Source organism: Devosia subaequoris (genome assembly GCF_014197055.1).
Taxonomy (GTDB): domain Bacteria; phylum Pseudomonadota; class Alphaproteobacteria; order Rhizobiales; family Devosiaceae; genus Devosia; species Devosia subaequoris.
The window spans coordinates 256,170-282,705 of sequence record NZ_JACIEW010000005.1 but is presented as its reverse complement, the minus strand read 5'-3'; the positions used below and the strand labels follow the sequence as shown (position 1 = coordinate 282,705).

The 26,536-nt window shown below is 61.9% G+C and carries 27 protein-coding genes, 1 tRNA gene and 1 pseudogene; 18 read left to right on the top strand and 11 right to left on the bottom strand.

The window, feature by feature from the left end; all coding sequences use genetic code 11:
* The first annotated feature begins 5 nt into the window (after positions 1–5).
* From GGR20_RS12005 to GGR20_RS11990, 4 genes are read left to right on the top strand one after another with little or no spacing between them, the layout of a single operon-like run.
* Positions 6–470: a chemotaxis protein CheW gene (locus tag GGR20_RS12005; protein ID WP_183311567.1), complete on the top strand. Its 465-nt coding sequence runs from the start codon at positions 6–8 to the stop codon at positions 468–470.
* Between the two features lie 57 nt (positions 471–527).
* On the top strand, positions 528–1,391 hold the full coding sequence (locus tag GGR20_RS12000; protein ID WP_246349564.1) for a CheR family methyltransferase: 864 nt from the start codon (positions 528–530) through the stop codon (positions 1,389–1,391).
* A gap of 14 nt (positions 1,392–1,405) precedes the next feature.
* Positions 1,406–2,542, top strand: coding sequence for a protein-glutamate methylesterase/protein-glutamine glutaminase (locus tag GGR20_RS11995; protein WP_183311565.1), 1,137 nt, complete (start codon positions 1,406–1,408; stop codon positions 2,540–2,542).
* The gene (locus GGR20_RS11990; protein ID WP_183311564.1) at positions 2,539–4,281 is read left to right on the top strand and encodes a hypothetical protein; all 1,743 of its coding nucleotides are present in this window, start codon (positions 2,539–2,541) and stop codon (positions 4,279–4,281) included. Before GGR20_RS11995 ends, GGR20_RS11990 begins: the two co-directional genes overlap by 4 nt.
* A gap of 72 nt (positions 4,282–4,353) precedes the next feature.
* On the opposite strand, the gene GGR20_RS11985 is transcribed toward GGR20_RS11990, so the two are convergent.
* From GGR20_RS11985 to GGR20_RS11975, 3 genes are all read right to left on the bottom strand, one after another.
* A tRNA-Met gene (locus GGR20_RS11985) sits at positions 4,354–4,430 on the bottom strand.
* A gap of 61 nt (positions 4,431–4,491) precedes the next feature.
* Positions 4,492–5,961 (bottom strand): UdgX family uracil-DNA binding protein, encoded by a 1,470-nt coding sequence (locus GGR20_RS11980; protein WP_183311562.1) that lies wholly within the window; start codon positions 5,959–5,961, stop codon positions 4,492–4,494.
* Positions 5,961–7,196 carry a putative DNA modification/repair radical SAM protein gene (locus tag GGR20_RS11975; RefSeq protein ID WP_183311560.1) on the bottom strand — a complete coding sequence of 412 codons (1,236 nt, stop codon included), beginning with the start codon at positions 7,194–7,196 and terminating at the stop codon, positions 5,961–5,963. Before GGR20_RS11975 ends, GGR20_RS11980 begins: the two co-directional genes overlap by 1 nt.
* Before the next feature lie 203 nt (positions 7,197–7,399).
* On the opposite strand from GGR20_RS11975, the gene GGR20_RS11970 reads away from it, so the two are divergent.
* From GGR20_RS11970 to GGR20_RS11960, 3 genes are all read left to right on the top strand, one after another.
* Positions 7,400–8,350 carry a ring-cleaving dioxygenase gene (locus tag GGR20_RS11970; protein ID WP_183311558.1) on the top strand — a complete coding sequence of 317 codons (951 nt, stop codon included), beginning with the start codon at positions 7,400–7,402 and terminating at the stop codon, positions 8,348–8,350.
* A 220-nt stretch (positions 8,351–8,570) separates the two neighbouring features.
* Positions 8,571–8,759, top strand: a complete 189-nt coding sequence (locus GGR20_RS11965) for a hypothetical protein (RefSeq protein ID WP_183311557.1) — start codon at positions 8,571–8,573, stop codon at positions 8,757–8,759.
* Positions 8,760–8,821: 62 nt separating this feature from the next.
* Positions 8,822–9,178 carry a DUF2845 domain-containing protein gene (locus GGR20_RS11960; RefSeq protein WP_183311555.1) on the top strand — a complete coding sequence of 119 codons (357 nt, stop codon included), beginning with the start codon at positions 8,822–8,824 and terminating at the stop codon, positions 9,176–9,178.
* Positions 9,179–9,182: 4 nt separating this feature from the next.
* On the opposite strand, the gene mnmA is transcribed toward GGR20_RS11960, so the two are convergent.
* Entirely contained in the window at positions 9,183–10,334 is a 1,152-nt protein-coding gene (mnmA, locus tag GGR20_RS11955; protein ID WP_183311553.1) for a tRNA 2-thiouridine(34) synthase MnmA, read from the bottom strand.
* Between the two features lie 257 nt (positions 10,335–10,591).
* Here mnmA and GGR20_RS11950 point away from each other — a divergent pair, with 257 nt between their 5' ends.
* The 3 genes from GGR20_RS11950 (at position 10,592) to sciP (ending at position 13,401) form a co-directional block, all read left to right on the top strand.
* The gene (locus GGR20_RS11950) at positions 10,592–12,235 is read left to right on the top strand and encodes a flagellar hook-length control protein FliK (RefSeq protein ID WP_183311551.1); all 1,644 of its coding nucleotides are present in this window, start codon (positions 10,592–10,594) and stop codon (positions 12,233–12,235) included.
* A 12-nt stretch (positions 12,236–12,247) separates the two neighbouring features.
* The gene (locus tag GGR20_RS11945) at positions 12,248–12,937 is read left to right on the top strand and encodes a flagellar hook assembly protein FlgD (RefSeq protein ID WP_183311549.1); all 690 of its coding nucleotides are present in this window, start codon (positions 12,248–12,250) and stop codon (positions 12,935–12,937) included.
* A 185-nt stretch (positions 12,938–13,122) separates the two neighbouring features.
* A complete protein-coding gene (sciP, locus tag GGR20_RS11940) occupies positions 13,123–13,401 on the top strand; it encodes a CtrA inhibitor SciP (RefSeq protein ID WP_035085775.1) in 279 nt (92 codons plus the stop codon).
* A 73-nt stretch (positions 13,402–13,474) separates the two neighbouring features.
* Here sciP and GGR20_RS11935 read toward each other — a convergent pair whose 3' ends face one another.
* Complete coding sequence (locus tag GGR20_RS11935) at positions 13,475–14,095, bottom strand: glutathione S-transferase family protein (protein ID WP_183311548.1); 621 nt, start codon at positions 14,093–14,095, stop codon at positions 13,475–13,477.
* Positions 14,096–14,250: 155 nt separating this feature from the next.
* On the opposite strand from GGR20_RS11935, the gene fliF reads away from it, so the two are divergent.
* The 6 genes from fliF to flhA are packed head-to-tail and all read left to right on the top strand — an operon-like array spanning position 14,251 to position 21,495.
* Positions 14,251–15,882 (top strand): flagellar basal-body MS-ring/collar protein FliF, encoded by a 1,632-nt coding sequence (fliF, locus tag GGR20_RS11930; protein WP_183311546.1) that lies wholly within the window; start codon positions 14,251–14,253, stop codon positions 15,880–15,882.
* A gap of 5 nt (positions 15,883–15,887) precedes the next feature.
* Positions 15,888–16,973 carry a flagellar motor switch protein FliG gene (fliG, locus tag GGR20_RS11925; protein ID WP_183311544.1) on the top strand — a complete coding sequence of 362 codons (1,086 nt, stop codon included), beginning with the start codon at positions 15,888–15,890 and terminating at the stop codon, positions 16,971–16,973.
* Between the two features lie 4 nt (positions 16,974–16,977).
* The gene (locus GGR20_RS11920; protein WP_183311542.1) at positions 16,978–17,634 is read left to right on the top strand and encodes a FliH/SctL family protein; all 657 of its coding nucleotides are present in this window, start codon (positions 16,978–16,980) and stop codon (positions 17,632–17,634) included.
* A gap of 53 nt (positions 17,635–17,687) precedes the next feature.
* Positions 17,688–17,978, top strand: a complete 291-nt coding sequence (gene fliN / locus GGR20_RS11915; protein ID WP_246349581.1) for a flagellar motor switch protein FliN — start codon at positions 17,688–17,690, stop codon at positions 17,976–17,978.
* 15 nt (positions 17,979–17,993) lie between these two features.
* Positions 17,994–19,361, top strand: a complete 1,368-nt coding sequence (gene flbD, locus GGR20_RS11910) for a sigma-54-dependent transcriptional regulator FlbD (protein WP_183311539.1) — start codon at positions 17,994–17,996, stop codon at positions 19,359–19,361.
* 13 nt (positions 19,362–19,374) lie between these two features.
* On the top strand, positions 19,375–21,495 hold the full coding sequence (flhA, locus tag GGR20_RS11905) for a flagellar biosynthesis protein FlhA (protein ID WP_183311537.1): 2,121 nt from the start codon (positions 19,375–19,377) through the stop codon (positions 21,493–21,495).
* Here the strand turns inward: flhA and GGR20_RS11900 are convergent.
* From GGR20_RS11900 to GGR20_RS11890, 4 genes and pseudogenes are all read right to left on the bottom strand, one after another.
* The gene (locus GGR20_RS11900) at positions 21,492–21,698 is read right to left on the bottom strand and encodes a DUF305 domain-containing protein (RefSeq protein ID WP_183311535.1); all 207 of its coding nucleotides are present in this window, start codon (positions 21,696–21,698) and stop codon (positions 21,492–21,494) included. The genes flhA and GGR20_RS11900 overlap by 4 nt on opposite strands.
* A gap of 16 nt (positions 21,699–21,714) precedes the next feature.
* Positions 21,715–21,903 (bottom strand): annotated as a pseudogene (locus GGR20_RS19250) (P-loop nucleotide/nucleoside kinase family protein); the annotation flags it as partial.
* Entirely contained in the window at positions 21,900–22,511 is a 612-nt protein-coding gene (locus GGR20_RS11895; protein WP_183311533.1) for a LysE family translocator, read from the bottom strand. The pseudogene GGR20_RS19250 and the gene GGR20_RS11895, both read right to left, overlap by 4 nt.
* 63 nt (positions 22,512–22,574) lie before the next feature.
* Positions 22,575–22,769: a DUF2934 domain-containing protein gene (locus GGR20_RS11890; protein ID WP_183311531.1), complete on the bottom strand. Its 195-nt coding sequence runs from the start codon at positions 22,767–22,769 to the stop codon at positions 22,575–22,577.
* A gap of 105 nt (positions 22,770–22,874) precedes the next feature.
* On the opposite strand from GGR20_RS11890, the gene GGR20_RS11885 reads away from it, so the two are divergent.
* A complete protein-coding gene (locus tag GGR20_RS11885) occupies positions 22,875–23,954 on the top strand; it encodes a zinc-binding metallopeptidase family protein (protein ID WP_183311529.1) in 1,080 nt (359 codons plus the stop codon).
* On the opposite strand, the gene GGR20_RS11880 is transcribed toward GGR20_RS11885, so the two are convergent.
* Complete coding sequence (locus GGR20_RS11880) at positions 23,938–24,969, bottom strand: RluA family pseudouridine synthase (protein ID WP_183311528.1); 1,032 nt, start codon at positions 24,967–24,969, stop codon at positions 23,938–23,940. The two genes, GGR20_RS11885 and GGR20_RS11880, sit on opposite strands and share 17 nt — an antisense overlap.
* Between GGR20_RS11880 and GGR20_RS11875 the strand changes: the two genes are divergently transcribed.
* The gene (locus GGR20_RS11875) at positions 24,968–25,315 is read left to right on the top strand and encodes a DUF6476 family protein (protein WP_183311526.1); all 348 of its coding nucleotides are present in this window, start codon (positions 24,968–24,970) and stop codon (positions 25,313–25,315) included. The genes GGR20_RS11880 and GGR20_RS11875 overlap by 2 nt on opposite strands.
* Before the next feature lie 19 nt (positions 25,316–25,334).
* On the opposite strand, the gene GGR20_RS11870 is transcribed toward GGR20_RS11875, so the two are convergent.
* Positions 25,335–26,507, bottom strand: coding sequence for a coiled-coil domain-containing protein (locus tag GGR20_RS11870; RefSeq protein ID WP_183311524.1), 1,173 nt, complete (start codon positions 26,505–26,507; stop codon positions 25,335–25,337).
* Positions 26,508–26,536: the final 29 nt, after the last annotated feature.

Sequence of the window (26,536 nt, the reverse complement as noted above, 5' to 3'; positions counted from 1 at the left end):
TAGCCATGGCTGAACAAGCCCAATATGTGACCTTGGGCGTCGCGGAGGAAATCTTCGCGGCGCCCGTCGCCAAGGTCCTCGAAATCCTCGACATGCAGCCCACTGCCCGTCTGCCAAGGGCACCTGAAAACCTGCTCGGCATGATCGATGTGCGCGGTCAGGGCGTGCCGGTGCTGGACTTGCGTCTCACTCTGGGCATGGAGCCTGCACCAGACACGGAGAACACCCGCATTGTGGTCCTCGCCATCAATGGCACGGAGGGCCAAGTGACCATGGGCCTCAGGGCCGACCGGGTGTTCGAGGTGACTGTGCTCGACCACGCAACGCTTGACGCGCCACCGCCCGTGTCCGCCGGCTGGGGCGACCAGGTGATCCAGGGGATCGGCCGGCGCAATGGCGAATTCGTCACCGTGCTCGATCTCGACCGCATGCTGGGCAATATCCCGTTGCCAGCCCATCGCGCGGCCTGAACATCACAAGGCCGGCTCTCCTGCCGGCCTTGCACCGCCTTTTTTGGAGTATTGTAATTGGCTGCCCTTGCACACCGCTTGGAAGACGACGACCACTTGTCCGACGCCGATTTCATCAAGATTTCCAATCTGATCGGCCAGCAGGTCGGCATCAAGCTGCCCCCCAGCAAGCGCCTGATGGTGGAAGGGCGTCTGCGTCGCCGCCTGCGCGCGCTCGATCTGGCCAGCTTTTCCGATTACGGCGACTATCTGTTCCGGCTCGACGGGCTGGAGACCGAGATCACCTATCTGATCAATGCGGTCACCACCAACAAGACCGACTTCTTCCGCGAGCCCGAACATTTCGAATTGATGCAGAAAAAGCTCGTTGCTGAGCTGATTGCGCAACGCCGCGACCGTCTGCCCCTCCTCAAGGTCTGGAGCGCCGCCAGTTCGACCGGCGCCGAAGCCTATACGGCCGCCATGGTATTGGCCGACATGGTCGCCCAACGCCGCGACTTCCGCTTTGCCGTTCTGGGGACGGACATCTCAACCGATGTGCTCGATATCGGTCGCCGGGCCATTTATCCCGCAGAGCAGGTCGTTCCTATGCCTCCCGGCATGCAGTCGCGCCACCTCATGCAGGCCCGCCGCCCCGGCGCCCGCCCCGAAGTGCGCATCGTTCCCGAACTGCGCCGGCTGGTGCGGTTCGACCAGCTCAACCTGATGGACGAGAGCTACCCCTATGACCGGGACGTCGACATCATCTTGCTGCGCAATGTGCTGATCTATTTCGAAAAGGCCGACCAGGCGAAGGTCATATCGCGGCTGGTCGGGCATTTGCGCCCCGGCGGTTATCTTCTTCTTGGTCATTCGGAGTCCATGATCGGTACATCGATCACCATGCGACAGGTTGCCCCTGCCGTGTTCCAGAAGACCTGAGACGAGACGAAGCGATGAAAGACAAGATCCGCGTTCTGATCGTTGACGACAGCGCCTCGGTGCGCACGACGCTTTCCGATATCATCTCGGCCGACCCCGATCTGGAAGTCATGGCAACCGCCGCCGACCCCTATGTGGCCGTCGAACGCATCCGCCAGGAAGTGCCGGATGTGATGTTTCTCGACATTGAATTGCCGCGCATGGACGGGATCACCTTCCTGCGCAAGATCATGTCCCAGCGCCCCATTCCGGTGGTGATTTGCTCGAGTCTGGCTCAGGACGGGTCGGACACCTTCCTGCAGGCGCTTGAAGCCGGCGCGGTCGACGTGGTGGCCAAGCCACGCGTCGACACCGCCCAGTTCCTGCAAGAGTCGCGCATGCGCATCTGCGACGCTGCCAAGGCCGCCGCCCATGCCAAGCTGCGGGGCCTCGCCAAGGTTTCGCCCGAGTTGCGCACGTCACCGCCTGACGTCAAGGTCGAGGCCAAACTGACCGCCGACGCCATCATCCCCCCGATTTCGGATGCACGGCGAGAGAGCCTGTTTGCCCGACTGCCGGTCACCGAACCAATCGTAGCCATCGGCGCTTCAACCGGCGGTACCGAAGCACTGCGCGAAGTGCTCGAAGCCCTGCCCGCCGACGCCCCGCCCATACTGATCGTCCAGCACATGCCGGAGAAATTCACCGCCGCCTTTGCCCGTCGCCTCGACATGGGCTGTGCGGTCCGGGTCAAGGAAGCCGAGGATGGCGATCTGGTGCAGCCCGGCCAGGTGCTCATCGCCCCGGGCAATCTGCACATGCTGCTGGTCCGCAATGGCGCGCGGTATACTGTTTCCATCAAGGAGGGGCCGCATATTTCGCGCCACCGCCCGTCGGTCGATGTGCTGTTTCGCTCGATTGCCCAGGCTGCCGGGCGCAATGCCATGGGCATCATCCTGACCGGTATGGGCGACGACGGAGCGCGCGGCCTGCTTGAGATGCGCCAGATGGGCAGCCCCACCATTGCCCAGGACGAGGCCAGTTGCGTGGTCTTCGGCATGCCCAAGGAAGCCATTGCCCGCGGCGGCGCTGGCCGCACCCTCCCCCTGACCAAAATGGCTGGCGAAATCGTTGCGCATGCGCGCGCCGCCACTTCCGGAGCAAAGACGTGACCTCTTCTGCCGACCCCCACGCCATGCGCCGCCTGGCTGACGATCTGGCCCGCCCACGCCAGGATATTGAAGCGGCCTTCGTTGCCGTGGGCGGCCGGCTGACCGATGGCGCGGCCCTGCTCAACAAGCTTTCCAAACTGTTCGAAGCCCTGCCCCAGACGCTGGGCGGAGAGCAGGTCGAGGAAGCCAGCAGTCATTTGCGCGCCGTGGCCTCCCGCGCCGAACACCTTGCGACCTCGTTTGCCCAGGAAAAATCCGACCTGGCCCGGCTGGCGGAAGTGGTCGCCGCCGCCAATTCGCCGATCTCGGACCTCAAGCGCGCCGTCAAGATGATGGGCATTGTTTCGGTCAATGCGCGCGTCACCGCCGCCGGCATTGTCGGGGACAGCGATGATTTCGAGGTGTTCACCACCGACATCGCCACGCTCTCCGATTCGGCCAGCCGCACCATCCAGGACTTTGCCCAGGTCTATCGCCAACTCACCGCCGAAGTGGATCGCGCCACCAGCCAGCGCGCCCGCTTCGAGGCGGCCCACGCCGATACCCTCACCCATCTGGGCAGCAGCCTGGGCTCGACCCTTGTCGCACTCGACCAGCAGCGCGCCGTGGCGCTGGAGAGCAGCACCGAAACCGGCCGCGTCTCGCGCCAGATTGTTGGCCGCATCGGCAGCGCCGTCATGTCGCTGCAGGTGGGCGACGCGACACGGCAGCGGCTCGAACACGCCGAACTGGCCCTCACCAGCATGGCCGAGCTGCTCGGGGGGGAGACCGCTTTCGATCAGACCCTGCCCGCCGATCAGCATGAAACTGCCCTGGCGGCGCTGGCCGCACTGCAGCACCAGCAAATCGCCGCCACCGCTCAGAGCTTTGCCCAGGAGGTCGAGCAGGCCGAGGCTGATCTGTCGGCCCTGGCCGCCGATGCCGGCACCATCATGGCCCGTAGCCGCGATTTTCACGGCGACGAGCGCGGCACCAGCTCCGCCGTAGCCAGCCTCAGCGCCCAATTGCGCAGGGCCGTGACCATTCTGGCTGATTTCGAGGCAGAACGTGCCAAGCTGGAAATCGTCGCCCAAGCCGTCCAGGAAACGGTCAAGACACTGCTCGAACACGTCGCGGCGGTCCAGGAGATCGAGGCCAATATGCGTCTGGTCAGCCTCAATGCCGCCGTGCGCTGTGCCCAACTCGGGCCGCGCGGCGCCTCGCTCACCGTCATCGCCACCCAATTGCGCGAACTGACCAGCGAAACTGTTATTGCCGCGGAAGCGGCCATGGCAAGACTTGGCGAGTCCTCGACGCTGGCCGGGTCCTTCGGCACCGCCACGGATCAAGGCAGCGGCCAGATCGGGGAACTCGAAGAGCAGGCCAATCTGGCGCTCGACATTCTCTCCACGCTTGATCAGGCCCTTGCCGATGCCCTGAAACGCCTCAACAGCGATGGCCCCAAGGTGATCAAACTGCTCGAAGCGGCCGCTGGCGGTCTATCGGGCCAGTCGGCCATGGCAGAAACTCTCGACGACATCGCAATCGCCACCGCCGCGCTCAGCACCCAGGCCCCACCGGCCCAGCTCACAACCGAGCTGTCAGCCATTCTTGCGAGCCTGCGCAAAACCTACACCATGGAAGCTGAGCGCCAAATCCACGACCGGCTTTTCGCCGCCACCAGCAGCGCACAAAGCGCTGCATCCGATGAGAGCGGCAAAGCGGAACAAGAAGCAGACCTGGCCGAATTCATGCTCTGACCGGGCGCGCAGACGCGCGCCGGCTTGAGCGCCTTTTTTGGCTACCAAAACTTCCAGATTTCAGAGGGGGTTTGGTAGCGGAGGAGGGATTTGAACCCCCGACACAAGGATTATGATTCCTCTGCTCTAACCAACTGAGCTACTCCGCCCCAAAGAGGCCGTCGGTGGTTGGCCGACGCGCGCCTTAGTAAGGTTTGCCGGTTCACTCTGTCAAGCGCTGCTGCACGAGCGGTGAGACTTTTCCATCTCTCTCATCACATCGCGCACTTGCGCCAGATCTGACTCGAATTTCGCCCGCTCACGGGTCCGCCCTTCCTTGTCGGGAATGCGCAGAAGATAAGAGGGGTGATTGGTGACGAACAGCATGGTGGTTTCGCTCAGCGCAATGGGCTTGCCCCTAAGCTTGCTTATGGTGACGCTGCTCCGCCCCAACAAGCTCTGTGCCGCGGTGGCACCTAGCGCCACGATGACCTTCGGATTCACCAGGTTAATCTCATGGTCGAGCCAGAATTTGCAGGCTTGCACTTCGTCGCTATCGGGCCGTTGGTGAATACGCCGCTTGCCGCGCGGGGCGAATTTGAAGTGCTTGACCGCATTGGTGACATAGACCCGCCCTCGATCGATACCGACCTCCTCGATAATGTCGTTCAGCACCTGACCGGCGGGCCCGACGAACGGTTGACCGGCTAGATCCTCCTGATCTCCCGGCTGCTCGCCCACGAACATCACGTCGGCCCGTGCCGGACCTTCGCCGAACACGGCCTGGGTCGCCTGTTCAAAAAGCGGACAGCGCTGACAAGACTGCACAGCCTCGCGCGCTGTTTCCAGCGAGTTGATACCTTCCACCGCTTCCGGTTCCAGCACCCGCGCCTGCTGACGCAGATGACGGGCCGGCGGTTGACTGGCCGCGCGCTCGATCATCTCCTGCTCCATGTGCTTTGCATTGCGAACCAGAGGAGCAATGAGCTCGGCCTCGGGCAGGTTGCGCCAGTATTTCACCGGCATCTCGCTCTTCATCATCGCAACCTTGAGCCGCGCCGGGTTGAAGATTGAGGCGTAGTAGGTTTTCCAATCCTCTTCGACAGCATCGGCAGCCGGCACATCGGATTTGCGTCCACCCGACCCAAACGCCAGACTTTCCCCATCCCACCAGGCACTGGCATAAGGCGTGACGATCCCCCAGCTCATGCCGGCGAAGCGACGCGCGAAGAACGGTGCCGTGGCTTCGAGCACAAAGTGGTCGGGCTCGAACCAGGCGATGAAGCGTTCCCCGTTCCTGCCCTCCACCGCGCGAAATCGCACGAAAGCCTTCAACTTGTGGGCATCGCGGCGCACCGCCGAGGCCATGCGAGCCAACAGCGCGCTATCCCGATCCCCGGCATTGTCGAGGCATCGCGGGTCGGATTGCAGCCGCCAAAGCACGCCATAGAGGACGGCAAAGCGCCCGGGATCGGCGTGCTGAATAACCTGCTCGCCTAACGCGATAAATCTTCGCGGCACGCTCCCAACTGGCCCGTCGGCATCGGGCAACATGTCGTCTCCGGCCTCAAACAAACCATTGTCGTCACCTGCAACCCGCCAGACGAGTTGCCCAGGCGCCATACCGGCCACCAGCAGGCGGCGCGCCTTGTCCCGCCACTCAGCAAAGTCATTGCGCTTTACAAGCCGCACCGCCAGCATCAGAACAGGCTCAATTGCTGCGGCGCTGGCGTCAGCTTCTGTTTGAGCCGCTGATCGTCGAGCAGCCCGCCCGGTGTCCAGTCTGCACAGGTGATGAAGGGCCGCACCTTATCGATTGAGGCAGTCATTCGCGCAATATCCGCCAGGGTAAGCCGGTGATAACGGCGCGAAGCAATGATGCGGTTGACCGCATTGACCCCCAGACCCGGAACACGCAGCAAGCGCTCCCGCTCTGCCCGGTTGACGTCGATCGGAAAATCCTGCCGTCGCTTGATCGCCCAGGCAAGTTTGGGGTCGATGGAAAGGTCGAGATCGCCGCCCTGCCCGCCCGAGACGATTTCTGGCACATCAAAGCCGTAAAATCGGATCAGCCAATCCGCCTGGTAAAGTCGATGCTCCCGCATCAGTGGCGGTGGTTTGAGGGGCAGGCGTGCGCTTGCATCGGGAATGGGCGAAAAGGCCGAATAATACACCCGCTTTAGCCGGTAACCCGAATAAAGGCCCGCGGCGCGCGTCAGGATTGCCGCATCATTGGCGCCATCGGCCCCGACGATCATCTGCGTCGATTGCCCGGCCGGGGCGAATTTTTCTGGTGCGGCTTTCGATTTCTTCTCAGGCGCGGCTTCGTCTAGTCTCCCGCGCAGTCGCGCCATGGCCGTGCGAATTTCTGACGGGCGCTTCTCCGGTGCGAGCTGTTCCAGCGCGACGTCGGTGGGAAGCTCGATATTGGTCGACAGCCTGTCTGCCCAGCGACCCGCCTCGATCAGCAATTCAGGCGCCGCATTGGGAATGACCTTGAGATGGATATAGCCTGCGAACTGATGGGTCTCGCGCAAAGTGCGGGCCACACGGACCAGTTCCTCCATGGTGTGGTCCGGCGACCTGATGATCCCCGAGGACAAAAACAGACCCTCGATGTAGTTCCGACGATAGAAGTCGAGCGTCAGCCGCACGACCTCATCCACCGAAAACCGCGCGCGCTGCACATTGGAGGACGAGCGATTGATGCAATAGACGCAGTCGTAGATACAGAAATTGGTCAGCAGCAGCTTGAGCAGGCTGATGCAGCGTCCGTCCGGTGCGTAGGAGTGACAGATACCGCTCCCTTCGGTCGAACCGATCCCCTTGGTCCCGGCGCTACTGCGCTTCTCGCTGCCGCTTGAGGCGCAGGAAGCATCATACTTGGCGGCATCAGCCAGGATCGCCAGCTTGCGCGAGAGGGTCAGGGCGGCCATTGTTCATCCTTTGTTCCGCTTGGTCATAGCGTCTTTCAGGCGAACCGACACTTCACAAAACTCTTGCGCGCAATAATGTGAACGTCGCGTTTGTTCACCAATCGAAACCAGTGCGTTGCGATTGGCTTGCTTTTCTCCGGGTAATTGCGGCCCTACATTGCTCTCAACACCGGCGCCCATAGCGCCCATGAGGAGTATTGGACATGACTCTCGAACTTGGCGGCATCCACCATCTGACCGCAGTAACGGCCGATGCGCCGAAGAACTTGCAATTTTATACCCAGACCCTGGGCATGCGCCTGATCAAGAAAACGGTGAACCAGGACGACACCTCGGCCTATCACCTGTTCTATGGCGATGGCGTGGCCTCGCCCGGCGCCGACCTGACCTTTTTCGATTTCAACACGATGCGCGAGACGCGTGGCAATCACACCGTGGGCCGCACTGGCCTGCGTGTCGACAGCGCCGAAACCCTGCAATGGTGGAAGGACCACCTGCAGTCCAACAATGTCGGCACCAGTTCCATCAAGGAGCGTTTTGGGCATCTCTCGCTCGACTTCGAGGATTTCGAAGGCCAGCGCTTCCGTCTTGTGGTTGACGATAAAAACACGGTCGTGCCCTGGGAGAAATCCCCGGTTCCGGCCGATAAGCAGATCATTGGACTGGGGCCAATCACGCTTTCCGTGCCAAAGCTCGAGCCGACCGACGCCGTGCTTACCCGCGTGATGAACATGCGCCAGGTGCGCAACTACCCGGCGCGCGAACGCAATGCCGAGGTCTTCGTCTATGAAATGGGTCCGGGCGGACCGGCGGCCGAACTGCATGTGTCGGTCGACCCGAGCCTGCCCCAGGCCCGCCCCGGCGCCGGCGGCGTGCATCACGTCGCCTTCCGCACGCCCGATCAGGACACACTGCGCGAGTGGATCAGCCGCGTGAACAGCTTCGGCATTCGCTCCTCGGGTGAGGTGGAACGCTTTTACTTCACCTCGCTCTATTTCCGCGAGCCAAACGGCATCCTGTTCGAGATCGCCACCGACGTGCCCGGCTTTGCCACCGACGAGCCGATGGAAAGCCTGGGCGAAACCCTGAGCCTGCCACCCTTCCTCGAAGACCGGCGCGCCCAGATTGAAGCCGGCTTGAAGCCATTGGTCTGAAAAGGCGCCCACACCGGCTGTAAACCTCAGCCGGCGTGGGCGACGCACTCGCGCCGGCAGCGCCCACCTGATGGGTCGGGAAGTTGGGGGGGTGCGGCGGTCAGTCCCAACACTTTTGCATGCACTTGCCGCCGCTCCCGGCTATTCTGGTGTGGTAGGACGGGCGCGCCATCCCCTACCTTGGTGCTCTCGGACATGTTCGTTTCTGGGAGGCTCCGTCATGTCGGACAAACCGAAAACCGGGCCCTTCGGGCTCAACCGCATCCGCATCATGATTCTCCTCATGGGCGCGCTGGTGCTGCTGATTTCCATCGGCATGTTTCTGGGCGGCCCGAATTCCTATCAGGCACTCAGGGACGCCTCCAACGCGGCCAAGGAACCGACGGCGGAACAGTTGTCTTCCAACTAACACTATTGTCGGAAATTCCTCAAATTGTATGCTCCATTTACTGGCTGGATTAGGGGTAAACAATGGAGATATTCATAGTCCTTTTGTTCATCGTTGGCGTCGTCGGCGCCATCGTTCAACATCTATTGAAAAAGAAAGATGAGGTTCGTCTGCAACAAGAGGAGTTTGATCGGAAGAGCAGGATCGCCGCCCGCTATTCAAAGGATCCTCTCAGAGACGACATCCTGGGCAATCGAATTCGGCCTGGCATGACAGTTCAACAGCTTGTGGACGCATGGGGGCCACCCGCGGCGATCGACGAACGGGTTCTCAAAACCAAAGTGGTCCACACATACAAGTACGCTCAAACTGGCGCTCGCACGTTTCGCCAAAAGGTGAAGGTTGAGAACGGAATCGTAGTAGGCTGGACGAACACTTAGGACATCACGCCACCAGCGCCTGCGGCACGGCCTCGGCAATGAAGCCGCCACCCAGCACTTCGCTCATTTCGCTGTCATCGGCATAGAACACACAGGCCTGGCCCGGCGAAATGCCATACTCGCCGCTGACCAGTGTCACATAGACTTCGCCGTCCTGCATCTGGATGACAGCCGGCTGTGGGCCACGGGTCGATCGCACCTTGACCTCGACCGGCGCCCCATTGCCTGCACTGACTTCCGCCAATGGCAAGCTACCGAGCCAGTTCACATCGCGCAGCCGGACGGTGTGGGTCTTGAGCGCCTCGCGCGGACCAACGATCACCCGGCCAGCGCGATGATCGAGCTTGACCACATAGAGCGGTTCACCCGCGGCAATGCCCAGGCCTTTGCGCTGGCCAATCGTGTAGTGAACGATACCCTCGTGTTCTCCCAGAACACGACCATCCATATGGACGATCTCGCCCTTGGCCAGCGCCTCGGGGTGCATCTTGGCGATGATGTCGGCATATTTGCCCTGCGGCACAAAGCAAATGTCCTGGCTGTCATGCTTTTCAGCAATTTCCAGGCCCATTTCGCGCGCATGCTCGCGCACTTCCGCCTTACCCATGCCGCCCAGCGGGAAGCGCAGGAAGTCGAGCTGGTCCTGGGTGGTGGCAAACAGGAAATAGGACTGGTCCCGTTCATTGTCGCGTGGGCGGAACAGATGGCGCCTACCGTCCTCGCCCAGCCGGGTCTGCACATAATGGCCCGTGGCCAACACATCGGCGCCCAGGTCCTGCGCCACCGTCATTAGATCAACGAATTTCACCGACTGGTTGCAGGCAATGCAGGGCACTGGTGTTTCGCCCTGCTGATAGGCGTTGGCAAACGGCTCGATGACTGCATTCTTGAAGCGCTCTTCATAGTCGAGCACATAATGGGGAATGCCCAACTTGGCCGCAACGCGGCGCGCATCGTGAATATCCTGCCCGGCGCAGCACGCGCCCTTGCGATGAATGGCTTCGCCATGATCGTAAAGCTGCAGGGTCACGCCGACCACTTCATAGCCCTCTCGGGCGAGCAATCCGGCAACAACGGAGGAATCCACGCCCCCGGACATGGCGACGACGACGCGCGTGTCCTCAGGGCGCTTGGCAATATCAAGCGAGTTCAACATCTCTTCTCGTATCCGGTTGGGGTCAAGGGCCAGCGGAAACTGTGAGCGGTTCCATACGCCGAGATCGCCGATCTGTCCATTGCCGCACCCGGCAGCTTTTGCCCAATGCCCGGCAAGCTCGACCCAGCCAACACCAAGCCTGGGACGAGACCAACTCATAAATCATTGAAAAAAATGACAAAATAGATCGCCCACAATCTGGCAAGCCTCTTGCATTGCACTATCCGGATGAGTGTTTTGTTCAAGGGCGCCCCAAGTTGGCATCACATCTGACAATAATCAGCGGCACCAGCGCCTCCGGCGCCATCGGCAAGGCGTTCGCCGGCCAGTCCGCTGCCGCACAGGACGCAGCCAGCGAACCGACCGGCCTGCTTGGTCTGTTCGCGGCCCTGCTGGACAATGCCGGGTTGGAAACCGGCGCAACCGTGCCGGCGCCCGTGCCCGGTGCCAATTCTGGTCAGCCCAATTCTGTTTTCGATCTGGCCGAACTGTTCCGCCTGGGCTTGGCGACTAGTTCGGGTGAAACCACCTCGGATGACGAAGCCGATCCCGAAGCGCTGGCGACCGCCATCGACCAGCCCACCCAGGCCGCAACTGCCAACCCAACTCCCATGGTCGACTTTGTTGAGGCGTTGAGCGCGCTCAAGACCAGCCTGGATCAGGGCGAAGCGCTCGACCCGGAACTTCTCGAGCAGGTGGAAAACGCACTTTCCGACCTGGCTCAGTCCCTGGGCCTCGACATTGAGGCACTGACCGTGCCCGAAGATTTCGCCGCCCTGCTCGAATCCACCGGCGAAGATGACACGGGCCTGGCTGGTGCGTTGACTCAGTTGCTGGCGCCGCTCGCCCAGTCGCTCTCGACCGCCCAGCCCGCGACCGACGCACAACAGACCCGCGCAACCTCAGAGGCCACCGCGCGGCTCAAGGCACTTGGCGACAAGCTCGGCGCCCTGCTGGCCGCGCTGGCAGACGGTGATGTGCCGGCCGAAAAGCTGGCCGCACTGGGCATGACTCCCGGACAACCCCTCGACGCCGAAATCGAAGCCGCGCTTGGCCGCTTTGCCGCTGGCCTGACTCAGCGGGCCGCTTCTGTCCCCGAGGAACCGGTTCTGGCCGCGCCAACCCTCAAGGTCAGCGAGCCGGTGCTGTCCGGCAAAACTACCGACACGCCGGACACGCTGGACATGTCCGGCGCCACCGCTCGCACCACCGAAGACTCAAACACCTCGGGTCAGCAGCGCGACGACAACGGCCCATCCGCCGCCGATCGCGGCAGGGAACGCATAGAACCCGCCAATCGCGAGACGCGCCGCGGCAATGCGGCAGCCACCGCACCGGTCGACGCTTCGAACACGCCTGCCCCTTCCGCCGATGCCAATGCACAGGCGACGAACGCCGCCCGCATCGATGCGGCGGCCAATCCGCGCATCATCCAAGCCGGCTACCAGACCAGCCAGCAGCAGCTCAACCTGCCTCAGATTGCCTTCGAACTGGCCCGGCAGGTTCAGGACGGCAATACCCGCTTCCAGATCCGCCTCGACCCGCCCGAACTGGGCCGCATTGATGTCCGCCTCGACATTAATGAATCTGGCCAGGTCAATGCGCGGCTGGTAGTGGAAAAGTCCGAAACCCTGGACCTGATGCAGCGCGACCAGCGGGGGCTGGAGCGCGCCCTGCAGCAGGCCGGGCTCGACAGCAGCAAGACCAATCTCGAATTCTCGCTCAAGCAGAACCCCTTTGCGGGACAGCAGGGGCAGATGGGTGATGGCCAGAATACCAGCGGTCAGTCCGGCTCCGCCGACGAGAACACTGGCTCGGCCGAGACCAGCGAAGAGCCGGTGCCCCTGGTCAATCTTTATCGTGGCGCCCTCACGGCCAGTGGCGTCAACATCACCGTGTAAGGAGTTAGGTCTATGGCAGTCGATGGCGTTTCCTCCAGTTCGTCCAGCAGCGCGGTATCTTCTGCGCGCTCGACGATTGCTGGCAATTTCGACACTTTCCTCTCGATCCTGACGACCCAGCTCAAGAATCAGAATCCGCTCGACCCGCTCGACACCAATCAGTTCACCGCACAATTGGTGCAGTTCTCCGGCGTCGAACAGCAGCTCAAGACCAATGAATTCCTCGAAGCCCTGCTGCTCAACACCCAGACCAGCTATCGCGCCGACGCCGTCTCCTATATCGGCAAGGAAGTGACCGCGTCTGGCGAAACCGCCGAACTCAAGGATGGCGGCGCCTATTGGGCCTATAATGCTGCTACCAATGTGGCCAATGCCACGGTGACCATCAAGGACGCGTCCGGCCAGGTGGTCTATACCGAATCCGGCTCGCTCAATGCAGGCCCTGGAAATTTCCTCTGGGACGGCATGGGGTCTGATGGCAATAAGAAGCCGGATGGCGTCTACACCATCTCCATCAAGGGCACCAATCTGGCGGGGAACGAGGTGAAGGTTTCGACCTCCTCGGTGGGCGTCGTCACCGCCGTGGACTTCTCGGGCGCCGAGCCGATGCTGACCGTGGGCAAGAACAAGGTCGCACTTTCTGATGTAACCAGTATCCGGCAGGTCGACACTCCCCCCGCAGAAGAGAAAGCCGGGAGCTGATCGGCTGCTACCGGTGGCCCCTTGCGCAGGCTGATGTCCGGCCCGGATGCGGCCTGCGCATTCTCTTGCGCAATTGATTGAAACCGCTGGCGTTTCTTAACCTGTTGTAAGTTTCCCCTTAGGGGTATCTTAAGCTCACTGCCCTACTCTCAGGCTCATATGGTCAGGTTTGAGTAGAGAGTAAAATGACCGTACAGATGCGTCCTCGCGTGAAGTACGTTATTGGCCCCGACGGCAGCCCGCTGACAATTGCGGATCTTCCTCCAGCCAATACGAGACGGTGGGTAATCCGCCGCAAGGCTGAAGTTGTTGCCGCCGTTCGCGGTGGCCTGCTCAGTCTCGAAGAGGCGTGTGAGCGTTATACGCTCAGCGTCGATGAATTCCTCAACTGGCAGGCCGCCATCGACAAACATGGCCTTGCCGGTCTCCGGACAACCTGGATTCAGCACTACAGAGAAGGCTGATGCCTTTTCTCGCCGATATCAGGCTGCCAATTACAAACCCGCCGGATTTTTCCGGCGGGTTTCTTCTTGCTCGTCAGGGTGTGGCGTCCGTCAGCCACTCGGCCGCCGCCGGGCGGGTCTTCATGCGATTGTAGTAGGTTTCGCAGGCCGGCATCGGGGGATGGTCGAAGGGGATCGCGAACCAGCGGTGCAGCCCCAGCGTGATCGCTATGTCGGCCAGTGAAAATTCACTGCCCACGACAAAATCGCCGCTCTTGGCCAGGTGGGCCTCAATGATGTTCATCTTGCCCGTCCAGGCCGCGATATTGTCGGCCACTTTCTGGCCGTCATCGAACCCCGGCGCCTTGCGAATGATCGACATCAGCGGATAGGCCCAGTTGGACCCCATCTCGTTGTTCTGCCAGAGGACCCATTGCATGACGAGCCCCTGCTGGCGCGCCTCCCCGGGCAAGAGCCCGCCTCCGGCCTTTCGGTTGAGATAGAGCATGATCGCCACGCTGTCCCAGAGCACGAAGTCGTCCTCAACCAGCACCGGCACCTGTGCATTGGGATTGAGGGCCATGAACTCGGGCACTTTGGGATTGCGATTGGGCATGCCCCAATCTTCATGTTCATATTCCAAGCCCAGTTCGCGCGCCGCCCAGGTCGCCTTGCGCACATTGATGGACGTCACCCGCCCCAGAATCCGCATCATGTCCCTTCACCTTCCATTAACTCGACCCGGCAGTTCTTGCCTAAAATCGCAAGTTGCAACAGCCAGTTAATACATTGTTTACCATCCACTAGGTAATTTTTGCCCATCGGTCATGGGGGCACCTCGACCGTTTACAAACGGACCGGGTCTGCCGCGTGGAAAGTCTAACACATCTCATCAACCGCATCGGCCTGCCGCGCATTGCCGCCATGGCTCTGGTCGCCGTGTTGATGTTGGGATTTTTCGGCTTCCTGATCATACGGTCTCAGACGCCGAACCTGGCGCCGCTCTATTCGGGACTGAGCCTGGAAGATTCCTCGGCCATCGTCACCGAGCTGCAAACCCTTAACATTCCCTACGAATTGAGGGGTGAAGGCGCCACCATTCTGGTGCCGCGCGACCAGATCACCACCATGCGCATGACGCTGGCCGGCGAGGGCCTGCCGACCCGCGGCCAGGTCGGCTACGAGATTTTCGATCAGCAATCCACCCTGGGGGCCACCAGCTTCGTGCAGAACATCAACAATGTCCGCGCGCTCGAAGGCGAGCTGGCTCGCACCATCGGTTCGCTTAATCGAATCACCGGCGCCCGCGTGCATCTGGTGTTGCCCGAACGTGAATTGTTCCGTCGCGAACGCCAGGATCCGTCCGCGTCCATCGTTTTGACCACCCGTGGCGAATTATCCACGGGAGAAATTCGCGCTATCCAGCATCTGGTGGCCTCGGCCATCGAAGGGCTGACGCCAGGCCGTGTCTCCATCGTCGACGATCAGGGCACGCTCCTGGCCTCGGGCACCGGCGAAGATGTCGCTGGCGTCATGACCGCGCAGAACGACGAACGCACGCTGGGCTTTGAAAACCGGATGCGGACGCGTGTCGAGGACATGCTGGCCAATGTCGTCGGGGCTGGCCGCGCGCGCGTCGAGGTCGCCGCCGAACTCGACTTCAACCGCTCCACCACCACCCAGGAATTGTTCGATCCCGAAAGCCAGGTGGTGCGGTCTACCCAGACGCGGGAAAGCGAAAATCTCTCCGGCGGCAATAACGGCCAGGTGACCGTGGCCAACGAGTTGCCGGGCGCTGACCAGAACAATGGTGCCGGCGGCGTCACCGAACAGGGCACCTCGAGCGAAGAAGTCATCAATTACGAGATTTCCAAGACCACCCAGACCGATGTGACCGAGGCCGGTGCTGTCAAGCGTCTGTCCGTGGCGGTTGTGGTCGATGGCACCTATGCCGACGACGGCGCCGGCAACATGACCTACACCCCGCGTTCCCCCGACGAGATCGCGCAGATCCTGACCCTGGTCCGTTCCGCCGTCGGTTTTTCGGCCGAACGCGGCGACAGTGTCGAAGTGGTCAATATGCAGTTTGCCGAGCGCCCCGAATTGGCTCCGCTGGGCACTGAGGCCGGCTCAGGCCTGCTCGACTTCACCCGCGACGACCTGATGAACGGCGCAGAAATGGGCGTGACCCTGCTGATCGCCCTGGCCCTTGTGTTCTTTGTCATGCGTCCGCTGCTCAAGAAGGCCCTGACCCCCGAAACCCAGCCGCTGGCTTTGCCAGAGGCCGCCGAAGTCAGCTATCACGGCGTCCTGGACGCCAATGGTCAGGTGGTTCCAGAAATTGAAGAGGCTCCGCGCGACAAGACGCCTGCCTGGGTGGCTAACGCCAAATCCATGGGCGAAACCCAGCTCCAGACGCTTCAAACCGTCGGGGAACTGGTTGAAGAGAACCCCAGACAGGCTGCGCTGATCGTGCGTGACTGGCTGGGCAACGCGGCGTAGGTACGATGGCCCTGGTATCCCAATCCAACGAAGACAATGCCGCCGCCGGCGCCCCGACAACGGTGGGCGCACAGCTGCAGGTCGGTGGCGAACAGCGCGTCCTGAGCGGCGACGAGAAGGCCGCAGCGCTTCTGCTGGCTCTTGGCCCCGACTACGGCAAACCCATTTTCGACGAGCTCGATGAACTCGAGGTCAAGCAGCTTTCCCGCGCCATGGTGCGGCTGGGGCCGATCACCCAGGAAATGCTCGATGATCTGATGATCGAGTTCGTCACCACCATCTCGTCCAATGGTTCGCTCTCGGGCAACACCGACTCGACTGAACGCCTGCTCCTGAGCTTTTTGCCCCAGGACAAGGTCGACGCCATCATGGAAGAAATCCGTGGCCCGGCCGGCCGCAACATGTGGGAAAAGCTTTCCAATGTGCAGGCCGACGTGCTCGCTGCCTATCTCAAGAACGAATACCCCCAGACCATTGCCGTGGTGCTCTCCAAGATCGCCACCGAACACGCTTCCAAGGTGCTCGCCGTGCTGCCCGAAGAGCTGGCCATGGACGTGGTGACGCGCATGCTCGGCCTGGACCCGGTGCAGAAGGAAATTCTCGAAAAGATCGAGATGACTCTGCGCACCGAGTTCATGTCGACCCTGAACCACACCAAGCGGCGAGACAGCCACGAACAGATGGCCGAGATTTTCAACGCCTTCGACCGACAGACCGAGGCGCGCTTCATCACCAGCCTCGAAGAGGTCAATCGCGACGATGCCGAGCGCATCAAGCAGCTGATGTTCACCTTCGAAGATCTGGCCAAGCTCGACATGTCTGCGATCCAGACCCTGCTCTCAAAACTCGACAAGCGTGAACTTGCTTTGGCGCTCAAGGGCGCCAACGACTCGCTCAAGGACAGTTTCTTCAACAACATGTCGAGTCGCGCCGCCAAGATGCTTCAGGACGACATGCAATCAATGGGCCCGGTACGCCTCAAGGACGTGGACGAGGCCCAGACCCGCATGGTCGCCACGGCCAAGGATCTCGCCGCCAAGGGCGAAATCCTGATCATGAAATCCACATCCGACGACCAGATGATTGCGTGACACCATGGCCCAACCCGCACGCTTCACCTTCGATCTGGATCTCGAACCCCGCTCCTCCGCCAGGCGGCCTGCCCCCGCACCAGTGCCCTCCATTCCCGAGGACGTGGTGGCCCAATTGATCGCCAACGCGCGCGAAGAAGCTTATGCCGAGGGTCTCAAGGCCGGCGAACAAAACGCGGCATCCATGGCGACACAGACCATCGCTGCGGCCGCCGGCACCTTGGCGACCCACACCATCAACTCCGCCAAGGCGCTGGACGCAGCGCGCGACGAACATCACCAGCAGGCGGTTGAGTTGGCTCTGAGTATTGGTCGCAAGCTGGCGCTGCACCTGCTCGCGCGCTTTCCGCTGACCGAGCTTGAGGCGTTGATTAGCGAATGCCTGCCCAGCCTCAATGGCGTGCCGCATCTGGTGGTGCGCTGCCATCCAGATCTGGCCGACGCTATTCGCGACACTGCCACCACCCAGATGTCCCATTCCGGCTTCGCTGGCAGGCTGGTCGTCATGGGTGACCCGGAAATCCGCCTTGGCGACGGTCGACTTGAATGGGTTGACGGAGGTCTCGTGCGCGACATTGCCGACACCGCCCGTCAGGTCGATCACCAGATCGCCACCTATCTCGCGGCGCGCACAGGCGGCCAAAGCAAGGAGAACGGTTGATGACCGAGCCTGAAAACGACATCACCGCCGCCGAAGGCTTCAATCTCGGTGAAATGGATGCACCCGAACGCAATAGCCGGGGCGAGGCCCATATGGAGCGCTCCGCAGCCGATCTGGAGGCCGTGTTCGACGTACCCGTGCGCGTTTCAGTCGTCCTGGGGCGCACCAAGATGCCAGTCTCAAGCCTGCTCAAGCTCGACACCGGCACGGTAATCGAACTGGACCGCCAGGTTGGCGAGGCGGTCGAGATTTTCATCAACGAGCGCTTGGTGGCGCGCGGCGAGATTGTGCTGGTCGAAAACCGGCTCGGTGTCACCATGACCGAAATCATCAAGCCGCAATAAGGGAAGACCACGATCATGCGATTGCTCATCATCGGGGCCCTGGAAGGCCAGCTTTCAACAGCAACCAAGATGGCCATGGATGGCGGCGCCAAAGTAGCCCACGCCCCCTCCATCGAAATCGCCCTGGCCTCACTCCGCGCCGGCAAGGGCGCCGACCTGCTGCTGGTCGATGTGATGATGGACATTGCCGGCCTGATCGCAGGCCTGGAAGCCGAGCGCATCGCCATCCCTGTAGTGGCCTGCGGGGTCGAGACAAACGCTGCGGCAGCCGTCAACGCCATTCGCGCCGGGGCCAAGGAATATATCCCGCTGCCGCCGGACGCCGAACTGATTGCAGCTGTGATCGCGGCGGTCGCCCGCGAAAGCTCGGACTTTCTCTATCGCGACCCGGCCATGGAGCGCGTGGTCCGAATGGCCGAGCAGGTCGCTGGCTCGGAAGCCTCCATCCTCATCACCGGCGAGAGCGGCACCGGTAAGGAAGTCGTCGCCAAATATGTGCATGGCCGTTCCAAACGCGCCAGCAAGCCGTTCATCTCGGTCAATTGCGCGGCCATCCCCGAAGCGCTGCTGGAAAGCGAGCTGTTCGGCCATGAAAAGGGTGCCTTCACCGGCGCTGTTGCCCGCCGCATTGGAAAGTTCGAGGAAGCCTCCGGCGGCACGCTACTGCTCGATGAAATCTCGGAAATGGATGTGCGCCTGCAGGCCAAATTGTTGCGTGCCATTCAGGAGCGCATCATTGATCGCGTCGGTGGCACCAAGCCGGTGCCGGTCGACATCCGCATTCTGGCTACGTCCAATCGCAATCTGAACGAGGCCGTGCGCGAAGGCAGCTTCCGCGAAGACCTTCTGTTTCGCCTCAACGTCGTCAACCTCAAGCTCCCGCCCCTGCGCGAGCGCCCCGGCGACATCATTGCCCTGTCCGAACACTTCGTCGCCAAATATGCCAAGGCCAATGGGCTCCCCCCGCGCAGTCTCTCCCCCGAGGCCCGCGACGCGCTCGTCAAGGCGCCCTGGCCGGGCAATGTGCGCGAGCTGGAAAACACCCTGCACCGCGCCGTCCTGCTTTCCTCGGGCGACATTATCGGCCCCGACGCCATCGTGCTGCCCGACGGCATGGGCCTGAGCGAAGCAGCACAGGCAGCCTCTCCGGCCGCCCAATTGGCCCAGACTGCCGAAGCCATGAACCGCGCCCTGGTAGGTCGCACCGTGGCCGATGTCGAACGCGACCTGATCCTCGATACTCTCGACCACACGTTGGGCAATCGCACCCACGCCGCCAACATCCTGGGCATCTCGATCCGCACCTTGCGAAACAAGCTCAACCAATATGCCGACGAGGGTGTGGCTGTGCCTGAGCCCGGCGACAAGCGCGGTGCCGCGTGAGGCAGACCACTAGATGACCGACGCCCCGACCGGCAAACCACCAGGCTTTTCGTTGCCCTCGATCGCGAAGGTAGTCGAGACCCTGCGCTCGGGCGATATCGCGCTCGCCACCGGCGTCATGGCGCTGATCGTCATCCTGATCGTGCCCATGCCACCGATCCTGGTGGACATGCTGCTCGCCATCTCGATCGTCTTCTCGGTGATGATCCTAATGACCTCGCTGTTCATTCAGAAGCCGCTGGAATTTTCGTCTTTTCCGACCGTCCTGCTGATCGCAACCATGCTGCGGCTCGGCCTCAACCTGGCGACCACGCGGCTCATCCTCTCCGACGGTCACAATGGCACCGGCGCTGCCGGGAATGTCATCGAGGCCTTCGGCAGCTTCGTGACGGCGGGCAACTTCGTCATCGGTATTGTCGTCTTCATAATCCTGGTGATCGTCAATTTCATTGTCATCACCAAGGGCTCTGGACGTATCGCCGAAGTCGCGGCCCGTTTCAGCCTCGACGCCATGCCCGGCAAGCAGATGGCCATCGACGCCGACCTGTCAGCTGGCCTGATCGACGAGGACACCGCCAAGAAGCGCCGCGCTGACTTGGAAGGCGAAAGCGCCTTTTTCGGTAACATGGACGGCGCGTCCAAATTCGTGCGTGGCGATGCCATTGCCGGCTTGATCATCACCTTCATCAACGTTTCCGCCGGCATGCTGATCGGCATCATGCAGCAGGGCCTGGGCTTTCAGGAAGCGGCCAACAACTACACTCTGCTCACTATCGGCGATGGCCTGGTCAGCCAGATCCCCGCGCTGATCGTCTCGACCGCCGCCGGCATTCTGGTGTCCAAATCCGGCGTGACCGGCGCCGCCGACAAGGCCCTGTCGCTGCAGTTCACCGGCTACCCACGGGCCCTGGGCATGTCCTCGGCGGTAATGGTTGCCCTGGCGCTGCTACCCGGGATGCCCATGCTGCCGTTCCTGGCTCTGGCCGGCGGCGTCGGCTACGCCGCCTACCGTGCCGGCAGGGCCAAGGCCGGGCGTCAGGTGGAAGAACAGGCCGAGGAACTCGCCAAGTCCGCCCCCCCGCCGCAACCCTCCGAGCCGCCAATTGCCGACAGTCTCAAGATCGACGATCTCAAGCTCGAGCTGGGCTATGGCCTGTTGAGCCTCGTCAAGGAAGACGAGCACGGCAATGACCGGCTGACCGAGCAGATCAAGGCGCTGCGCCGGCAGCTTGCACTGGAATTGGGCTTCATCATGCCGCCCGTGCGCATTCTGGACAACATGCAGCTCGAGCCAAACGATTACAAAGTCCGCATTAAGGAGGTCGAGGCCGGTGTCGGCGAGGTTTATGCCAACCAGCTCATGGTGATGGACCCCTATGGCAACCAGATCGACCTGCCTGGCAACCACACTACCGAGCCCACTTTCGGCCTGCCGGCTACCTGGATCGAACCGGCCCTGCGCGACGAGGCCGAATTGCGCGGTCTTTCCATCATCGACCCCTCAACGGTGATTTCCACCCATCTCACCGAAATTCTCAAGGCCAACGTCTCGGATCTTCTCAGCTACGCCAATGTGCAGTCCCTGCTTTCGGGCCTGCCCAAGGATCAGCAGAAACTGGTCGAGGATCTGGTGCCTGGCCAGATTACCGTTTCTGGCCTGCAGCGCGTGCTTCAGACTCTTCTGTCTGAACGTATTTCCATTCGCGACCTGTCCACCATTCTCGAGGCCGTGGCCGAAATCGCTGGCAATGGCCGCTCTGTTTCCACCATCACCGAACACGTCCGCGCCCGCCTCGCCCGGCAGATCTGTGCCGCCAATCTGGGCAATGACGGTAACCTGCCCCTGCTCACCCTCTCGCCGCAATGGGAGCGTGACTTCGCTGAATCCATGGCAGGCGACGGTGATAACAAGCATTTGGCCATGGCACCGAGCAAGCTGCAGCAATTTATCGGCGCAGTGCAGTCTGCCTATGAGCGCGCCGCCCAGCAGGGCGAATTGCCGGTGCTGATCACCTCGCCCTCGATCCGCCCCCAAGTCCGCTCGATCATTGAGCGCTTCCGTCCGCAAACCGTGGTGATGAGCCAGAACGAGGTACATCCGCGCATCCGGCTCAAGACGGTGGGCAGCGTCTAGGGAGAATCGGTCGGCCGTAGTGTCAGCACGGGGGCAGTTGCGGGGGGTGGATTAGCCTCCAGACCTGCAATCAGCGACTTCATCTCGTCGATCTCACGTACCTGGGCGGCAATGATCTCGTCGGCCAGTTCGCGCACCCGCGCGTCCATTGCCAGGCGCAAACGCTCGTCGCACCCGCAGGTCCCCGATAATGACGCGGGCATCCGCTTTCAGAAACTTTCGGCTCTGGCGCCACTGCATGGCCTCGGCAGTGGCACGCCGCTCCTCATCCCAGAGGTCGAACTTGAGCTCGGCCATCCAGGCGTCCGGCTCCATCCGCACAGCGCCGGTTTCAGCCTCCAGTGCGGCAGCGCGGGTCGATTTCCCTACCCCGGGCAATCCGGATATGATGAACAGTGTCGCACTCACCGCTGGGTCAGCGCCAGCTTTGCCCCCAGCACCACAAAGGCCGCCGCAAAGCTCCGGCGCATCCAGTTCAGCACCGCCGGCCGCGACATCACCTGTCCGCGAATGGCTGCGGCGAACAGTCCATAAAACGCAAAGACCGCGAACGTCATGGCCATGAACACGCCGCTCAATTCGAGCATGCGCGTGACCGCATTCGGCGTGCCCGAGGGCACGAACTGTGGCAGGAAGGCGAAGAAGAAAACGGAGAGCTTGGGATTGAGCAGATTAATCAGCATGACCTCGGCAGCCATGGCACCCAGTGGCTTAGTATCCTGCCGCGCCGCAACCGATACGGCACCGGTCTCCCGCAATGTCGACCAGGCCATGTAGAGCAGATAGGCCACGCCGAGATATTTTATGATGTCGAAGGCCAGCGCGCAGGTGTGGAGCACCGCAGCCAGTCCGGTAATGGCAGTCAGCATGTGCGGCACAATACCGAGCGTACAGAACACGGCCGCCCAAAGGCTCGCCCGACCACCCCGCCCAAGCCCGGTTGCGATAGTGTAGATCGCCCCGGCGCCTGGCGAGATGACGACGATCAGCGTCGTTATCAGAAATTCAATGCTCATCTGGCCCTGCAGCCTGCGCGGGCAATATGCCCGGCGCAGACGGATTGCGCCAGAGGAGCGCGTCTATCCCAGACCGCCCGGCACAACGGGCGGCAGATCAAGTTTTGAGGCCTCGGCGGACGTATCGACCTCGTCTTCTTCGGCCAGCTCGCGCTCGGCTTCATACCAGAATTCCTGTTCGCGCCCCTCGGGCTGCCCGGCCTTGTCCCAGAGCTGAAAGGCGCGGTCGCGAATCTTGTCTTCATCCACGGTGTGCATCTTGTCCTCCTCGGTTGTGCTCGTGAAACGCACACCACTCCATACAGTTGCTGTGGAACAAGCTTGTGACCGGGCGCATTGTGGCTGCGAAGTCGAGGGCGACCGATGAAACTGTTTTCCTGCACCCATTGTGGCAATACGGTCTATTTTGAAAACGCGGTTTGCGAACGCTGCGGCCATCAGCTGGGCTATCTGCCGGAGCGCTCCGCCTTGGTGTCGTTAGTCGAAGATGGCGGGCTTTGGAGCTCTCCGGCCATCGCCGACGATGCCTTCGTGTTCTGCGCCAACGCCGCCCATGGCGCCTGTAACTGGCTGATCCCCGCTGAAGCAGGCGGCGACATCTATTGCGCCGCATGTCGGCACAACGAAACCATTCCCGATCTTTCCGACCCGGAAAATCAGCGCCGCTGGCAGACCATAGAGCGCGCCAAGAAGCGCCTGTTCTATTCACTGATACGCTTGGACCTGCCGCTTCACACCCGTGCAGAGGACAGCCAGCACGGCCTTGCTTTCCGTTTTCTGGCTGACGATGCGCAAGGCAGCGATCGGGTCATGACCGGCCACGACAATGGCATCATCACCATCGCCCTGAGCGAAGCCGACGATGCCGAGCGCGAATACAGGCGCACCAGCATGAACGAGCCCTACCGCACCCTGCTGGGCCATTTCCGCCACGAGATCGGCCATCACTTCTGGGATCTGCTGGTCGCCCAGGGTCCGGCCCTCGAGACCTTCCGCGGCCTGTTCGGCGACGAGCGGCAGGACTACGCTCATGCATTGGAAGCCTACTACGCCAATGGTGCCCCGCAGGGCTGGTCTCAGACCCACATCAGCGCCTATGCCACGGCCCATCCCTGGGAAGACTTTGCCGAAACATTTGCTCATGCCCTGCACATCATCGACACCGTCGAAATGGCCGCGGCTTTCGGCGTTCGCGCTCGCCCGCGCATCGTGGACGAGAATCTCGATATGGCGCCGGTGCAGCTAGATCCCTATCGCGAGCCGGATATGGCAAAGATCATCGACAACTGGGTCCCCTTGGCGAGCCTGATCAACAATCTTAACCGCGCGATGGGGCAGGCCGACGCCTACCCCTTCGTCCTCTCCCCGCCGGTCATCGAAAAGCTCGCCTTCATCAACGCACTGGTGCGCCAGCCATCTGGCTCATTCAGCCCCGCCGTGTGACGTGGTCATAGGGCGACAACGCATCCTCGAGCGCCTGCAGGTCCTCCGGCAATTCGGCTGCAAACAGCATTTCCTCGCCCGTCGTCGGATGCTCGAACCCCAGTTCGGCAGCGTGCAACGCCTGACGTCCCAGCGCCTTCACCGCCTCCGCGATTTCGGCTGGCAGCTTGTTGACCTTGGTCGCAAAACCGGGTGCATAGAGCAAATCGGAAACCAGTGGATGGCCGATATGGGCCATGTGCACGCGGATCTGGTGGGTGCGCCCGGTTTCGAGCTGGCACTGGATGCGGGTGACATCCCAACCCGGCGCGCCATAGCGCGCTTCCACGGCATAGTGGGTGATCGCCTCGCGTCCATGCTTGATGACGGCCTGCTTCAACCGATTGCCCGGATCGCGTCCCAGCGGCGCATCGACCGTACCCATGCCCGACTGGGTCGAACCCCAAGCATAGGCAATATAGGCGCGATGCAGCGGCCCCGTGCGCCCGTGATCGGCGAATTGTTCGCTCAAATGCTTGTGCGCCTGTTCGGTCTTGGCAGCCACCATCACCCCGGAGGTGTCCTTGTCCAGCCGATGCACGATACCGGGCCGCTTGACCCCGCCAATGCCTTTCAGACTATCCCCGCAATGAAAGATCAGTGCGTTGACCAGCGTAGCCGAGGGCGAGCCGGGCGCTGGATGCACGACCATGCCGACCGGCTTGTTGATGACGATCAGGTTTTCGTCTTCAAACAGGATATCGAGCGGAATGTCCTCGGGCCGCGGATCGGGATCTTCGGGGGGTGGGGCGACAAGGACGATTGTCTCCCCGGCCTTGAGTCGGTATTTGGGTTCACCAACCGGGCGTCCGTCGACAGTTACGGCACCGCCCAGGATCAAATCCTTGATGCGATTACGGCTCAGCGCGTTATGCGCCTTGGCCAGCATCGCATCGAGCCGCCCGCCGCTCATTTCGGCGTCGACCACAACCTCAATGGGTTCGCCCTCCAACTCGAAATCGATGTCTTCCGCCATGAGCAATCCTGAACCAAATACGCCGGACACCGCCGACACCGAATTGTCGCCGGAAGCCAGGGCCATGCTGGGAAAAGCCCGCCGCTCCTTCGCGGTCTCCATGGGCATTCTGTTGCTCGGCTTTATGGCGATTGGCTTTGCTCTTGTCTATCGCGTCATGCGCGACAGCCCGCCCCCCGCCGTGGCGGAAAACGTCACCATCCCCGTCGGCGCCGAGGTGATCTCGGCGCTGAGCACCGATGGCACTATCCAGGTAACGTACAGCGCCGGTGGTGCAACTACGCTTAGCGTATTCGACGCCGAGACGGGCGAATTGCAGCGCAGCGTGCAGATCGGGACTGAGTAATCGCCCCACCGCGACAGCCCTAGCGCTCCTGAATTTCCTTGAGGGCCGCCAGGCGGTCCGACACGGTGCCGCGCTGGGTATTGGCGGGTGTGGGCAACACATCCAGCCCCTCTCCGTCATCGGCAAAGCGTTGCACCCGGTCGAACAGGCTTTCCTCGGGCTGCCGGGCCTGGGCCGGCGCCTCGTGATCAACGGCATAGACCAGCCGGCTCACGCTGGCGGCGATGTCATTGAGCTTTTCGCGCAAATGCGCTTCCTCAAACCGCTCGGTTTCCCAATCGGCCATAATCGAGGCTTCCACATTGCTCACCTTGGAACGAAGATGCTCAAGCTCTTCTTCCATTGAAAGCCTGTCGGCCAGCAGTTGCTCGACCCGGTCTTCGTTCTTTTCCACCACCTGGCTGGTTTCGGCCAACAGAGCATTGAGGCGGTTTTCTGCACTTGCAATGCGCGCTTCAGCCGTCACCAGTTCTTCTGCGTCAATCTCGCGCTGGGCTTCGCGTCCGGCCAGGGCGTCGCGCATCTGGGCAATGGCTGCACTGGCCTCGGCACTGCGCCGATCAGACTTCTCCAGCCGCTCGATCAGACTATGCGCCTGGTCCTCAAGGAAAGCGGCCCGCTTGCGCTCGATTGCCAGCGCTGCGGTGAGTTGGTCGATATCGCCTTCGTAATCGCCAGAGAGGGAAATGCCATCGACCCTAGTCGCCTTGGCGAGCCCGCCACGCAGGGAATTGCGGAGTGTTTCGACCTCTTCGGCGCGGTTTTCCAGCTCCCGATCACGCTTGCGCAGCCGGTTGCCGAGATTGGCGCCTTCCTTTTCCAGTTCGAGAATGCGCGCCCGCAACTCGACTTCGCGTTCTTCAAGCTCCCGAACCACGCCGAGGTGTTTTTCGCGCTCGGCCCGGAGCGCCCCAAGTTCAGTGCGCTTCTGATTGGCGTCGCCAAGCTGCTCGGCCAGTCGTTTGCGCAGCGTCTCGACATTCATCTCGAGACGCCGGGTGGATAGCGCAAACTCGGCCCGCAACTGGTCCTTGTCGGCCCGGAATTCGGCCATGGTAATGGGCGTTGCCGCCTCGATGCGGCGCTTGGTCAGGCGCACGGCGCGTCGCCATACCGCCGGCATGATGATGAGCGCCACCAGCCCTGCAACGAGCAGGCCCAGAGCAAAATACATGATATTTTCGATCAGCATCGATGCAGCCTCCGGCGGCGCAGACGCCA

Bases quoted from the DNA above. Each gene is read 5' to 3' on its own strand.
- GGR20_RS11935 (WP_183311548.1), bottom strand. From the start codon at position 14,095: ATGATGCGGATTCTGGGGCGGGTGACGTCCATCAATGTGCGCAAGGCG.
- GGR20_RS11870 (WP_183311524.1), bottom strand. From the start codon at position 26,507: ATGCTGATCGAAAATATCATGTATTTTGCTCTGGGCCTGCTCGTTGCA.
- fliG (WP_183311544.1), top strand. From the start codon at position 15,888: ATGGCCCTGGTATCCCAATCCAACGAAGACAATGCCGCCGCCGGCGCC.
- GGR20_RS11890 (WP_183311531.1), bottom strand. From the start codon at position 22,769: ATGCACACCGTGGATGAAGACAAGATTCGCGACCGCGCCTTTCAGCTC.
- mnmA (WP_183311553.1), bottom strand. From the start codon at position 10,334: ATGTTGAACTCGCTTGATATTGCCAAGCGCCCTGAGGACACGCGCGTC.
- GGR20_RS11995 (WP_183311565.1), top strand. From the start codon at position 1,406: ATGAAAGACAAGATCCGCGTTCTGATCGTTGACGACAGCGCCTCGGTG.
- fliN (WP_246349581.1), top strand. From the start codon at position 17,688: ATGGATGCACCCGAACGCAATAGCCGGGGCGAGGCCCATATGGAGCGC.
- flhA (WP_183311537.1), top strand. From the start codon at position 19,375: ATGACCGACGCCCCGACCGGCAAACCACCAGGCTTTTCGTTGCCCTCG.
- GGR20_RS11960 (WP_183311555.1), top strand. From the start codon at position 8,822: ATGGAGATATTCATAGTCCTTTTGTTCATCGTTGGCGTCGTCGGCGCC.
- GGR20_RS11895 (WP_183311533.1), bottom strand. From the start codon at position 22,511: ATGAGCATTGAATTTCTGATAACGACGCTGATCGTCGTCATCTCGCCA.
- GGR20_RS11875 (WP_183311526.1), top strand. From the start codon at position 24,968: ATGAGCAATCCTGAACCAAATACGCCGGACACCGCCGACACCGAATTG.
- GGR20_RS12005 (WP_183311567.1), top strand. From the start codon at position 6: ATGGCTGAACAAGCCCAATATGTGACCTTGGGCGTCGCGGAGGAAATC.
- GGR20_RS11900 (WP_183311535.1), bottom strand. From the start codon at position 21,698: ATGCCCGCGTCATTATCGGGGACCTGCGGGTGCGACGAGCGTTTGCGC.
- GGR20_RS11945 (WP_183311549.1), top strand. From the start codon at position 12,248: ATGGCAGTCGATGGCGTTTCCTCCAGTTCGTCCAGCAGCGCGGTATCT.
- GGR20_RS11965 (WP_183311557.1), top strand. From the start codon at position 8,571: ATGTCGGACAAACCGAAAACCGGGCCCTTCGGGCTCAACCGCATCCGC.
- GGR20_RS11980 (WP_183311562.1), bottom strand. From the start codon at position 5,961: ATGCTGGCGGTGCGGCTTGTAAAGCGCAATGACTTTGCTGAGTGGCGG.
- flbD (WP_183311539.1), top strand. From the start codon at position 17,994: ATGCGATTGCTCATCATCGGGGCCCTGGAAGGCCAGCTTTCAACAGCA.
- GGR20_RS11885 (WP_183311529.1), top strand. From the start codon at position 22,875: ATGAAACTGTTTTCCTGCACCCATTGTGGCAATACGGTCTATTTTGAA.
- sciP (WP_035085775.1), top strand. From the start codon at position 13,123: ATGACCGTACAGATGCGTCCTCGCGTGAAGTACGTTATTGGCCCCGAC.
- GGR20_RS11975 (WP_183311560.1), bottom strand. From the start codon at position 7,196: ATGGCCGCCCTGACCCTCTCGCGCAAGCTGGCGATCCTGGCTGATGCC.
- GGR20_RS11970 (WP_183311558.1), top strand. From the start codon at position 7,400: ATGACTCTCGAACTTGGCGGCATCCACCATCTGACCGCAGTAACGGCC.
- GGR20_RS11920 (WP_183311542.1), top strand. From the start codon at position 16,978: ATGGCCCAACCCGCACGCTTCACCTTCGATCTGGATCTCGAACCCCGC.
- GGR20_RS11880 (WP_183311528.1), bottom strand. From the start codon at position 24,969: ATGGCGGAAGACATCGATTTCGAGTTGGAGGGCGAACCCATTGAGGTT.